At 73.3% G+C, this 10,907-nt stretch carries 11 protein-coding genes; 8 read left to right on the forward strand and 3 right to left on the reverse strand.

What is annotated here, in order from left to right; genetic code table 11:
• The first annotated feature begins 120 nt into the window (after nucleotides 1-120).
• On the forward strand, nucleotides 121-942 hold the full coding sequence (locus KME79_RS43805) for a Rossmann-fold NAD(P)-binding domain-containing protein (protein ID WP_219552513.1): 822 nt from the start codon (nucleotides 121-123) through the stop codon (nucleotides 940-942).
• A gap of 3 nt (nucleotides 943-945) precedes the next feature.
• Here the strand turns inward: KME79_RS43805 and rox are convergent, their stop codons facing one another.
• Nucleotides 946-2,376, reverse strand: a complete 1,431-nt coding sequence (gene rox / locus KME79_RS43810; protein WP_219552515.1) for a rifampin monooxygenase — start codon at nucleotides 2,374-2,376, stop codon at nucleotides 946-948.
• A 227-nt stretch (nucleotides 2,377-2,603) separates the two neighbouring features.
• On the opposite strand from rox, the gene KME79_RS43815 reads away from it, so the two are divergent.
• From KME79_RS43815 to KME79_RS43825, 3 genes are read left to right on the forward strand one after another with little or no spacing between them, the layout of a single operon-like run.
• Complete coding sequence (locus tag KME79_RS43815; RefSeq protein WP_246641404.1) at nucleotides 2,604-4,382, forward strand: ABC transporter ATP-binding protein; 1,779 nt, start codon at nucleotides 2,604-2,606, stop codon at nucleotides 4,380-4,382.
• Entirely contained in the window at nucleotides 4,379-6,115 is a 1,737-nt protein-coding gene (locus tag KME79_RS43820; protein ID WP_219552519.1) for an ABC transporter ATP-binding protein, read from the forward strand. Before KME79_RS43815 ends, KME79_RS43820 begins: the two co-directional genes overlap by 4 nt.
• A gap of 39 nt (nucleotides 6,116-6,154) precedes the next feature.
• Nucleotides 6,155-6,865, forward strand: coding sequence for a VOC family protein (locus KME79_RS43825; protein WP_219552520.1), 711 nt, complete (start codon nucleotides 6,155-6,157; stop codon nucleotides 6,863-6,865).
• 13 nt (nucleotides 6,866-6,878) lie between these two features.
• Here the strand turns inward: KME79_RS43825 and KME79_RS43830 are convergent, their stop codons facing one another.
• Both KME79_RS43830 and KME79_RS43835 read right to left on the reverse strand, forming a co-directional pair.
• On the reverse strand, nucleotides 6,879-7,481 hold the full coding sequence (locus KME79_RS43830) for a histidine phosphatase family protein (RefSeq protein WP_219552521.1): 603 nt from the start codon (nucleotides 7,479-7,481) through the stop codon (nucleotides 6,879-6,881).
• A gap of 54 nt (nucleotides 7,482-7,535) precedes the next feature.
• A complete protein-coding gene (locus KME79_RS43835; RefSeq protein WP_219552522.1) occupies nucleotides 7,536-8,744 on the reverse strand; it encodes a PEP/pyruvate-binding domain-containing protein in 1,209 nt (402 codons plus the stop codon).
• A 57-nt stretch (nucleotides 8,745-8,801) separates the two neighbouring features.
• On the opposite strand from KME79_RS43835, the gene KME79_RS43840 reads away from it, so the two are divergent.
• The 4 genes from KME79_RS43840 to KME79_RS43855 all read left to right on the forward strand — a co-directional run bounded on the left by KME79_RS43840 (nucleotide 8,802) and on the right by KME79_RS43855 (nucleotide 10,697).
• Nucleotides 8,802-9,197, forward strand: a complete 396-nt coding sequence (locus KME79_RS43840) for a DNA-binding protein (protein WP_219552523.1) — start codon at nucleotides 8,802-8,804, stop codon at nucleotides 9,195-9,197.
• A complete protein-coding gene (locus KME79_RS43845; protein WP_219552524.1) occupies nucleotides 9,194-9,829 on the forward strand; it encodes a transcriptional regulator in 636 nt (211 codons plus the stop codon). The genes KME79_RS43840 and KME79_RS43845 overlap by 4 nt, the downstream gene beginning before the upstream one ends.
• A 28-nt stretch (nucleotides 9,830-9,857) precedes the next feature.
• Entirely contained in the window at nucleotides 9,858-10,004 is a 147-nt protein-coding gene (locus tag KME79_RS43850) for a hypothetical protein (protein WP_219552525.1), read from the forward strand.
• Between the two features lie 162 nt (nucleotides 10,005-10,166).
• Nucleotides 10,167-10,697 (forward strand): pyridoxamine 5'-phosphate oxidase family protein, encoded by a 531-nt coding sequence (locus KME79_RS43855; protein WP_219552526.1) that lies wholly within the window; start codon nucleotides 10,167-10,169, stop codon nucleotides 10,695-10,697.
• Nucleotides 10,698-10,907 lie beyond the last annotated feature (210 nt).

Below are 10,907 nucleotides of genomic sequence, written 5' to 3' on the forward strand. Positions count from 1 at the left end.
CCGGGGGCGGTGGTGTCATACAGGCCGTCGAGCGGCGACCGAACCAGACCGTCACCCCGGCTCCCGCCGAGTCCCTTCACCAAGCACCGTAGTGGTGCCTGCGAGAAAGAGGGTGCCCTAGTGACCCGCACGGTGCTGGTGACCGGGGCCCGGGGCAAGACCGGGAGCGAGGTGACGGCCCGGCTGCGCCGCTCCGGGACCCTCGTCCGGGCCGGGTCGTCGCGGCCCGCCGCCGATCAGGTCCGCTTCGACTGGCACGACCCGGCCACCTGGCGCGAGGCGGCGGACGTGGACGCGATCTACCTGGTGCGCCCCGACCTGCCCGCCGCTCCCGACCTCATGGCCGGCCTGGTCGACGTGAACCCGGACGCCCATGTCGTCCTGGTGTCCGAGCAGGGGGCCGAATCGCTCGCGCCGGACCACTGGGCGCGCCGGGCCGAGGACGCGGTCGTCACCCGGGCCGCCTCCTGGACGCTGCTGCGCCCGTCCTGGTTCCATCAGGTCCTGACCGACCCCCGCTTCTACCGGGACGCCATCCGTGACGACCGCGTCCTGAGCCTGCCCTCGGGCGGCGGCCCGATCGCGTGGGTGGACGCGCGCGACATCGCCGACGTGGCCGTGGCCGCGCTCGGCGCGCCGGAGGATCACCGTGGCCGGGCGCACACGATCACCGGCCCGGAGGCGGTTCCGGTCGCGTCCGTCGCGCGGGAGCTCTCCGCGCGCCTGGGCCACCGGATCCGCGCCGAGGACCCGCCCCCGCAGGAGACCCTGCACGGCCTCGACCCCTGGACGGCGGGCATCCTCGACGACCTCTACCACCGCGTCCGGCACGGCGGCTTCGCCGAGCTCTCGCCGGCCGTGAAGCGGATAACCGGGCGTGAGCCCACCTCGATGCGGGCGTTCATCGACGCCCACCTGGACGAATGGAGGACGAGCGGGTAGCGCTCAGCCGGCCGCGGCGCCGAACCACCGGGACAGCCCGCTGGTCAGCTCCCGCTGGTCGTCGCCGGCCCACGCCACATGGCCGTCCGGCCGCAGCAGCACTGCGGGCACGTCCAGCTCCTCGCTGCCGTCGACGACGTGGTCGACCCGATCGGCCCACCCCTCCACCGAGAGCCGGCCGGTCCGGTCGAGCAGCAGCCCGCGGCCGCCGCGCATCAGCTCGTAGAGGCGGCCGTTCTTCAGCGGCACGTCCCGCATCCGCCGGCCGAGCAGTTCGTGACCCTCGCCGAGGTCGTAGCGGATCCCGATCGCGACGATCTTCTCGATCAGGTGGCGGTTCACGTCCTCGAAGTCCATCAGCTCCGACAGCAGCCGGCGCACCGCCTGCGGGCCGGGCTCGGTGGACATCAGCTCCGCCTGCGCGCGGGTGTTGTCGAGCACGTCGGCCGCCACCGGGTGCCGTTCGGCGTGGTAGCTGTCCAGCAGCCCCTCCGGCGCCCAGCCGGTGACCTCGGCGGCCAGCTTCCAGCCGAGGTTGAACGCGTCCTGGATGCCGAGGTTGAGCCCCTGCCCGCCCATCGGCGGGTGGACGTGCGCGGCGTCGCCGGCCAGCAGCACCCGGCCGGTCCGGTACCGTTCGGCCAGCCGGGTGGCGTCGCCGAAGCGGGACAGCCAGCGGGGTGAGTGCACGCCGAAGTCGGTGCCGGCGACCTTCCGCAACTGCCGCCTGAACTCCTCAAGGCCAGGCGGGACCGAGCGGTCCTCGGCCACCCCCTCGGCGGGCACGACGACCCGATACAGGCCGCCTTCGCCGAAGGGCCCGACGCCGAACCTCAGCTGGGTCCTGCGGACCTCGGCCACCACGGCGGCCACCGTCTCCTGCGGCACCCCCACCTCCATCTCGCCCAGCAGCGTGTCGGCCCTGGAAGGCTCGCCGGGGAAGCCGACGCCGAGCAGCTTGCGCACCGTGCTGCGGCCGCCGTCGCAGCCGACGAGGTAGCGCGCGCGCAGCCGCCCGCCGTCGGCCAGCTCGGCGCTCACCCCGTGCTCGTCCTGGCTCAGCCCGGTCAGCTCGCGGCCGCGCCGGACGTCGGCGCCGAGTTCGGCGGCGCGCTCGGCCAGCAGGCGGTCGGTGACGGGCTGCGGGATGCCGAGGACGTAGGGGTGGGTGGTGTCCAGCAGGCCGGGCGACGGCTTGGCGATGCCGGCGAAGAACCCGCCGAGCGGGTGCTTCCGGCCCTCCGCCAGGAAGCGTTCCAGCAGGCCGCGCTGGTCCATCACCTCGATGCTGCGCACGTGCAGGCCGAGGGAACGGACGTTCGGCGTCGGTTCGGTCTCCTTCTCCAGCACGACCACGCGCACGCCGTGCAGCCTCAGTTCGGCGGCCAGCATCATGCCGGTCGGCCCGCCACCGGCGATGATCACGTCAATCATGGAATCCCCCATTGTCGAGCTCGCGTGTCGGCCGACGATTCTGCGGTACGACCCGGGTCTTGCCGCAAGCCCCCCTGTCCGCTATACGTTGAAAGTGGCAAGAGGTGGGTGATCCCTCTTTGTCACGCCCTCCCCCCGTACCGTGCGCCGTTCGGCGCGTGATCCGTGCGGGATGTGCGACGGATGGCGGCTGATCCGCGGGAGTGGCGGCCGGGAGGATGCTCTGCATGGCTCCCGAACTCGCAACGAGGCAGCGGTCCGCGCCACCACCGGTGGGGCTGTTACGCCCTTACCTGGGAAGTTTCGCCGCCGTGGTCGTCCTGCAGGTGATCGGCTCGGTCGCGGGCCTGGCGCCGCTGCTGGCGGTCGCCGAACTGGGCCGCGCCCTGCTCTCGCCCGGCCCGCTCGATCACGGCCACGTCCGGATCGTGGTGATCGCGGGCGCGGCCGGCCTGCTCGTCCGGCTGGTGTTCACCGCGGCGTCGTCCGGCATCGGACATCTGCTCGACGACCGGGTGCAGCTGGCGTTCCGCCGGCGGCTGGCCGAGCGGCTGGGACGCGTGCCGATCGGCTGGTTCTCCCGGCGCCGTACGGGCGAGCTGGCGAAGGTCGTCGGCGACGACGTGAGCGCCGTGCACCCGTTCGTCGCCCACGCCCCCGGCGAACTCGTCGCCGCCTTCGTGGTGCCGCTGGTGTCGCTGCTCTACCTGTTCGCCGTCGACTGGCGGCTCACCCTGATCACCCTGGTCCCGGTGGTGCTGGCGGTGGCGCTGGTGCCGCTGATGATGACTCCGGCCCGGCTGCGCGAGCAGAAGGCGTTCGACGCGGCCATGGGGCGGGTCGCGAACACGGTGGTCGAGTTCGTGCGGGGCATCGCGGTGGTCAAGGCGTTCGGCACGGGCGAGCGCGCCCACCGGAGGTTCGTGACGGCCGTGGACGAGTTCGTCGCCGTCTTCTTCCGCTGGGTGCGCGGCATGTCGGTGATCGCCGCGGGCATGCAGCTGGCGCTGTCGCCGCCGTTCGTGCTGCTGGCCGTGCTGGCCGGCGGCGCGGCCCTGATCACCTCCGGTGACCTGCCCCCGGCAGACCTGCTGCCCTTCCTGCTGCTCGGGCTGGGCCTGACCGCCCCGGTGGCGGCTCTGGGCCACGGTTTCGACGACATGCAGGCCGCCCGGCGCGCGGTCGGCCGCATCAAGGAAGTGCTCGCGGTGCCGCCGCTGCCCGAGCCCGTCCACCCGGCCGGACCCCGGGGGCACCGCGTGGAGCTGCGTGACGTCCGCTTCGGCTACGAAGCCGGCCGCGAGGTGCTGCGCGGGATCGACCTGGTGCTGGAGCCCGGCACGGTCACCGCGGTCGTCGGGCCGTCAGGAAGCGGGAAGTCCACGCTGGTCCAGCTGCTGCCCCGGTTCTACGACCCGACCGGCGGGTCGGTCACCCTCGGCGGCGTCGATCTGCGCGAGATCGGCAGCCGGGACCTCTACCGGATGGTGTCCTTCGTCTTCCAGGACGTCCGGCTGCTGCGCGCCTCGGTGATGGACAACATCGCACTGGCGGTGCCGCACGCCGGCTTCAACGACGTGGTCCGCGCCGCCCGGCTGGCGGACATCCACGACCGGATCGCCGAACTGCCTCGCGGATACGACACGGTCATCGGCGAGGAGGCCGGGCTGTCGGGCGGCGAGGCGCAGCGGATCTCGATCGCCCGCGCGCTGCTCGCCGACGCGCCCGTCCTGGTGCTCGACGAGGCGACCGCCTTCGCCGACCCGAGGACCGAACAGGCGGTGCGCCGGGCCCTGGCGACCCTGAAGGACGACCGGACGATCCTGGTCATCGCCCACCGCCTGGAGACCATCGCCGACGCCGACACGATCGTGATGCTGGACGACGGGGTGATCGTCGAGCGGGGAAGCCCCGCCGAGCTGCTGGCACGGGACGGGGAGTTCGCCGCGTTCTCGCGGACCTACCGGTCGGCGACCGCCCTGCAGCGAGGAGGAGAGCCTCGATGATCCGCATGCTGATGCGCGTGCTGGGACCCGAGTACGCCGGGCCGGTGCGCCGCACCGTGGCCCTGATGACGGTGACCGCGATGGTGGAGGGCCTGTCCTACGGGCTGCTCGTCCCGGTGCTGCGCGCCTTGTTCGGCGGCGATCCGGGCGGGGCCCGGCCCTGGCTGGTCGCGTTCGGGGCCGCGGTCGCCGTCTACGCCGTGCTGCGCTACCTCAGCGACCTGTCCGGCATGCGCGGCGCGACCGTGCTGCTGCGCGGCATGTTCCACCGGCTCGGCGACCACCTGGCCCGGCTGCCCATCGGCTGGTACGGCGGCGCCCGCGTCGGCGAGGTGTCGGTGCTGGCCAGCCGCGGCGTCCTGGAGGCGATGGGGGTGCTCGCGCACCTGCTGGGGCCGTACGTCTCGGCCTGTGTGACCCCGCTGACGATCGTCGTGGTGATGCTCGGCTTCGACTGGCGGCTGGGGCTGGCCGCGCTGGCCGCCGCCCCGGTCGTGGCGGCGATCCAGGTCTGGACGGGACGCTCGATGGCCGCGTCCGACGCCGAGCGGCACGAACGCGGCCACGAGGCCACCGGGCGCGTCATCGAGTATCTCCAGGCCCAGCCGGTGCTGCGGGCCGGCGGCCGGACCGGCGAACGCTTCCGGCTGCTGGACGACTCGCTGCGTGAACTCCAGCGCGCCTCCCGCCGCACCGTGCTGTCGGCGCTGCCGGGCGTGCTGGGGCTGACGCTCACGGTGCAGGCGGTGTTCACCGCGCTGCTGGCCCTGGGCGCCTACCTCGCGCTCGGCGGGGACATCGGCGCCGCCGAGCTCCTGGCGATCCTGGTGCTCGCCGCCCGCTGCGCCGATCCGCTGCTGTCGCTGTCGGACCTCGGCGGCAAGCTCCGCGCGGCGCGCGCCGAACTGGGCAGGCTCGACGCGGTGCTGAGCACCGAGCCGCTGCCGGAGGCCTCCGACCCGGTCCGGCCGGCGCACCATGGCCTGGAGTTCGACTCCGTCACCTTCCGCCAGGACGGCCGCACGGTGATCGACGACCTGTTCCTTTCCGTACCGGAAGGACAGCGGCTCGCCGTTGTCGGGCCGTCGGGCGCGGGCAAGAGCACCCTGCTGCAGCTGATCGCGCGGTTCCACGACGTGGACGGGGGCGCGGTGCGGGTGGGAGGCGCCGACGTGCGCGACGTCGGCACCGAGGTGCTGACGTCGCGGATCGCCATCGTCTTCCAGGACGTCTACCTCTTCGACGGCACGATCGAGGAGAACGTACGGCTCGGCCGTCCCGACGCCGGCGAGGCCGAGCTGCGGGCGGCGGCGACGGCGGCGCGGCTGGACGAGGTGATCGAGCGGTTGCCCGGCGGCTGGGCGGCGAAGGTCGGCGAGGGCGGCGCTCTGCTGTCGGGCGGCGAGCGTCAGCGGGTCTCGATCGCGCGCGCCCTGCTGAAGGACGCGCCGATCGTGCTGCTGGACGAGGTGACCTCGGCGCTGGACCCGGTCAACGAGGCGGCCGTGCACGAGGGCGTCGAACGCCTGATGGCGGGCCGCACGGTGGTGATGGTGGCGCATCGGCTGCGTACCGTCCAGCGGGCCGACCGCGTCGTCTTCCTGGACGGCGGCCGGATCGTGGAGGAAGGCGGCCACGACGAACTGCTGCGCCGCGGCGGCCGCTACGCCGGCTTCTGGCACGGCTCCACCGCGCCGGATATTCGTTGGCGTCGCGGTCGCCGGGCGGGTTAGCGTTGCCGCCGTCACGCGTCGGCGGATTGGAGACACCGGATGCCTTCCCAGCTCATCGCGCTCTGCTTCGATGCGCACGACCCGCGAGGTCTCGCCCGCTTCTGGGCCCAGATCCTGGGCTGGGAGACGCGCGACGGCGTCACGCTCCTGCCGAGCGACGACACCGGGTTCCAGATCCGGTGTCTTCCGTCCCAGGAGAAGAAGACCACCGAGAACCAGATCCACTTCGACCTGACGAGCCAGTCCTCCGAGGAGCAGGAGCGGACGGTGGCCAGGGCGCTCGAGCTCGGCGGCCGCCACATCGACATCGGGCAGAGCCCGGACGACGGTCACGTGGTGCTCGCCGACCCCGAGGGCAACGAGTTCTGCGTCATCGAGCCGGGCAACAAGTTCCTGGCCGACTGCGGGTTCATCGGTGCGCTCGCGTGCGACGGCTCGCAGGAGGTCGGATACTTCTGGAGCGCGGCGCTGGACTGGCCGCTGGTCTGGGACCAGGACCAGGAGACCGCGATCCGCTCGCCGCACGGCGGCCCCAAGATCACCTGGGGTGGTCCGCCGGTCGCGCCGAAGAACGGGAAGAACAGGCTCCACTTCGACCTCGCTCCGCCCGCGGACGGGGATCAGCTCGCGGAGGCCGACCGTCTCGTCTCCCTCGGAGCGACCCGGCTCGACGCCGGCCGGCCCGAAGGCGGCCGGGTGCTGATGGCCGACCCCGACGGCAACGAGTTCTGCCTGCTGACCCCCCGCTAGCGGCGCGGACCTCTCACGGCCGCACGCCGCCGGGAAAGCCGGTCCAGCGCAGGTCGGGCGGAAGATGGCTCATGTCGTTGAACATCACGACCGTGGGCGGCAGCCCGCTCCGATACTCGATGACCGTCAGCGCGGTGTTGGCGCTGTTGAGCCCGAGCCACCGCGACGGCGGCGCGTCCAGCGCGTGCCGCACCAGCCAGGCGATCTGGTAGGCGTGCGTCACCAGGACCTCGTGGGTGTCGGGCTGAGCCTTCTCGGGCGCCTTCGCGAACCGGGCGACCAGCGCCTCGGCCAGCCGGTGGCCCGAGGCCGCCTCGGTCTCGTCGTAGCCGTCGAAGAAGCCGGCCCAGGACGGCGGTGTTTCGGCCGGGGCGGGCACGTAGGGCACGTGGTCGACGAGTTCGGCGGCCTCGGCCACGGGCACGTCCGGCAGATGCCGGGAGAGCTCGTGCGCGCTCGCCGCGGCGCGTGACAGCGGAGAGTGCCACACGGCGCCGACCGGGAGGCCGGCGAGCCGTTCGCCCAGCAGCTCCACCTGCCGGCGGCCGACGCCGGTGAGTTCCCCGAACGCGTCGGCCGCGCCGTGGCGTGCCAGATAAAGGTGTCGTGTCGGCATGTTCAGGCGCGGGCGCGCGGCCCGCTTCCCCTTTCTCTGTGGTGGAAGGTCCGGTCACGTGTCCGTCGTCGTGACGGTGCCGCCGGTGCCGTCTACGGTGATGACGGCGCCGTCGCGCAGGCTGCCCGTCGCGTCCCGGACGCCGAGGACGGCGGGGATGGCGTGCTCGCGGGCGACGATCGCCGCGTGCGAGAGCACGCCGCCGGTCTCGGTGACGACACCGGCGGCGATGCGCAGCAGCGGCGTCCAGGCGGGGTCGGTGAAGGGGCAGACGAGGATGTCGCCCGGCCGCACCCGCGCGAAGTCGCCGGGGCCCCGGACGATCCTCGCGGTGCCGGTCACGGTCCCGTGGCTGCCCGGGGTCCCGGTGAGCGCGCCGGCCGGGGCGCCGGAAGGCGCCGGTGGCGGGAGTGTCGCGGTGACCGGCCGCGCCTGCAGAACCCAGACGCGGCCGCCGGCGATCGCCCACTCGATGTCCTGCGGCCCGCCGAGTTCGGCGGCGATGTCCTTCCCGAGCCCGGCCAGCCGGGTGGCGGTCGCGTCGTCGATCGCCGGTCGATCCCGCGTACGGGCGGGCACGTCGCGGGTGACGAGCCGCGCGCCGCGCCGGTCGAGGCGCGTGCGTTTGTCCGCGACGGTGCGGGTGACCGGCCCGTCCGCGGCGACGCGGTAGGAGTCGGGGGTGACCGTGCCCCCGACGACGCTCGGGGCGAGGCCGAAGGCCGCCTCGATCTCGGTCGCGCCGTCCGGGTCCGCGGGGGTGAACATGACCCCGGCCACCTCGGCGTCCAGATGACGTTGCACGATGACGGCCATGGCCAGATCACCGGGCGGCTCGGCGGCGGACCGGTAGCCGATGGCGCGGGCCGAGAACAGCGAGGCCCAGCAGGCACGTACGGCATCGCCGACGTCGCCGGCCCCGCGCACGGCGAGAAAGCTCTCGTGCTGACCGGCCGCCGACGCCTGCCCGGTGTCCTCGCCCGCCGCCGACGACCGCACCGCCACGGGCGGATCGCCCAGCTCGCCGAGCCCGCGTCCCAGCGCGTCGATCACGCTCGCGTGGACGGGACACGCCTCGATCGCCCGCCGGGCCGCGTCGCCGTCCAGGCTTGCGAGGCCCAGGTCGCGGACGGCGGCGCGGTAGACGGCGAACGGGACGACGAAGCCGTCGGGAACCGGCCGGCCCGCGCGGAGCAACGCGCCGAGCGCGCCGGCCTTGCCCCCGCACGTCTCGGCGACGGCCTCCTTGAGGGGTACGATCACGCGCGTCCTTTCAACGAAAAATTGACAACGTTTCGTTGAGTGTGGAGCATGAGGCGCATGGCACGCAACCACGACCCCGGTAGCGGCGCGCACGACGACCACGCCCAGGCGCGCCGCGAGCAGGACGCGCGGGAGCATCTCCTGAGCCTGGGGGCGGACGCGATCGGCGCCCGCCCGTGGCGGCCCGCACCCGTCCCTCCGTCGGCGGTCGACCTCGCGCAGTTCGCCCTCTGGCGCTCCGCCGACCTGGGGCCGGAGGGCATCCTGAGCGCGCTCGCCCTCCTGCCCGCCGCCCGCGCCGAGGTCGAAGGACTCGAGTCCGGCCTGTTGTTCACGGCCCGCGCCGCGGGGCTGACCTGGGCGCAGATGGCGCACGCGATGGGGTTCAACTCCCCGCAGGCGTGCCAGCAGCGATACATCCGCCTGACGACCCGACAGGACTCCGACTCATGACACCAGACTCCTCGCCGGACCTCCTGGTCCTGCACGCCGTGCGCATCACCGGGTTCGCCGACACGCCGGTGCTCGCCCGGCGGTACGGGCTGGACCCGGCCGAGACGAAAGAGGCGCTGCTCGACGCCGAGGCACGCGGCTGGGTCGCGCACACCTCCTTCGCCGGCGACGGAGGCTGGTCGCTGACCGAGCGGGGCCGCGCCGAGAACGAGCGCCTGCTCGCGGCCGAGCTCGCCCGGGTCGGCGGCGCCGAGGAGGTCCAGGCCGTCTACCGCGCGTTCCTCCCGCTGAACGGCCGCCTCCGCAAAGCCTGCACTGACTGGCAGCTCCGGCCCGCCGCCGGCGACCGGCTCGCCACCAACGACCACTCCGACCCCGCCTGGGACGCCGCGGTGCTGCGCGAGCTCGCCGCCGTCGGCCACGCGCTCACGCCGCTCGCCGACCGGCTCGGGAACGTGCTGACGCGCCTGCGCGGATACGACACCCGCTTCACCGCCGCGCTCACCCGCGCCCGGGCCGGGGACGGAGCCTGGGTCGACCGCACCGACGTCGACTCCTGCCATCGTGTCTGGTTCGAGCTCCACGAAGACCTCATCGCCACACTCGGCCTCGACCGGAACGCGCACCCCTGACCCAGTCCGTACGCGCGATGGATGAGTGATGCTCGCCGACCGGCCCGCCGACGTGCGCGACCCGCTCATCGCCCGCCATCCGGAGCCTGAACCGGCCGTGCCGGGATGCGTGAGCGCGGCAACCTCGCGGCCGGGCCGGTCCCCGGACCGGCCGCTGACCACCTTCACCGGCTGAGGCCGCGCAGGTCGTGGACGGCCCGGCCACCGTGATCGCCCCCGGGATGGCGTCCTCAAGACGGATGGAAAACATGACATAGGACGTCGGGTTTCAGACCGATCATGGGTTCACCGGTCGGCACCGACGGGGGCCGGGCACCACGGACAGACAAGGACCGCAATGCGCGAAACACCAGAAGATCTCAAGGAGCTTCAGGCCCTCCTGGACGCCTCGCTCTCCCGCTCCACCTCGCACCTGCGCTCGATCGTCACCACCGAGCGCACCCTGACGGCGGAGCAGCTCACCCAGGTCCTCACCGGCATGTGCACCCTCGCGCTCTCGACCGTGACGGCGAAGGGCGAGCCGCGGATCAGCGGTGTGGACGGGCACTTCCTGCACGGAAAGTGGCACTTCGGCACGGCGCCCGGCGCCGCCAAGGCGCGCCACCTCGCCGCCCGTCCCGCCGTCAGCGCCGCGCACATGCGCGGGGAGGATCTGGGCGTGTTCACCCACGGCACGGTGGAGATCCTCAACCCCCGGCACGGCGAACGGGACGCGGGCTGGCCGGACCTGCTCGCCTACCTCAAGAGCTTCTACGGCGACGATTCCTTCGACTGGGACGACGACGTGGTCTACTACCGGCTGCGTCCGCACTGGATGACCGTCTACGCCCCCGACGCCGACAAGCTCACCGCGGCGTCCCGGTCCTGATACGCGGCACGGGCGGGCATCGAGACCGGCCAGGTGCTGAGAGACCTGGTGAAGCGGCCGCTCAGTGCCATGGTGACGAGCGCCTGTGGACGGTCAGGAATTTCTCCAGGTGGGCGGCCAGCCTGATCCAGGCTGGCGGCCATGAAATCTCCAGGTAGACGGACACGTAAAGTCCAGGTGGACGGTCAGGTGAGAGGGACGACACCCTTT

The organism is Nonomuraea harbinensis (assembly GCF_019396385.1).
Lineage (GTDB): Bacteria > Actinomycetota > Actinomycetes > Streptosporangiales > Streptosporangiaceae > Nonomuraea > Nonomuraea ferruginea.

Bases quoted from the DNA above. Each gene is read 5' to 3' on its own strand.
- rox (WP_219552515.1), bottom strand. From the start codon at position 2,376: ATGATTGACGTGATCATCGCCGGTGGCGGGCCGACCGGCATGATGCTG.
- KME79_RS43815 (WP_246641404.1), top strand. From the start codon at position 2,604: ATGGCTCCCGAACTCGCAACGAGGCAGCGGTCCGCGCCACCACCGGTG.
- KME79_RS43820 (WP_219552519.1), top strand. From the start codon at position 4,379: ATGATCCGCATGCTGATGCGCGTGCTGGGACCCGAGTACGCCGGGCCG.
- KME79_RS43825 (WP_219552520.1), top strand. From the start codon at position 6,155: ATGCCTTCCCAGCTCATCGCGCTCTGCTTCGATGCGCACGACCCGCGA.
- KME79_RS43830 (WP_219552521.1), bottom strand. From the start codon at position 7,481: ATGCCGACACGACACCTTTATCTGGCACGCCACGGCGCGGCCGACGCG.
- KME79_RS43840 (WP_219552523.1), top strand. From the start codon at position 8,802: ATGGCACGCAACCACGACCCCGGTAGCGGCGCGCACGACGACCACGCC.
- KME79_RS43845 (WP_219552524.1), top strand. From the start codon at position 9,194: ATGACACCAGACTCCTCGCCGGACCTCCTGGTCCTGCACGCCGTGCGC.
- KME79_RS43850 (WP_219552525.1), top strand. From the start codon at position 9,858: ATGCTCGCCGACCGGCCCGCCGACGTGCGCGACCCGCTCATCGCCCGC.
- KME79_RS43855 (WP_219552526.1), top strand. From the start codon at position 10,167: ATGCGCGAAACACCAGAAGATCTCAAGGAGCTTCAGGCCCTCCTGGAC.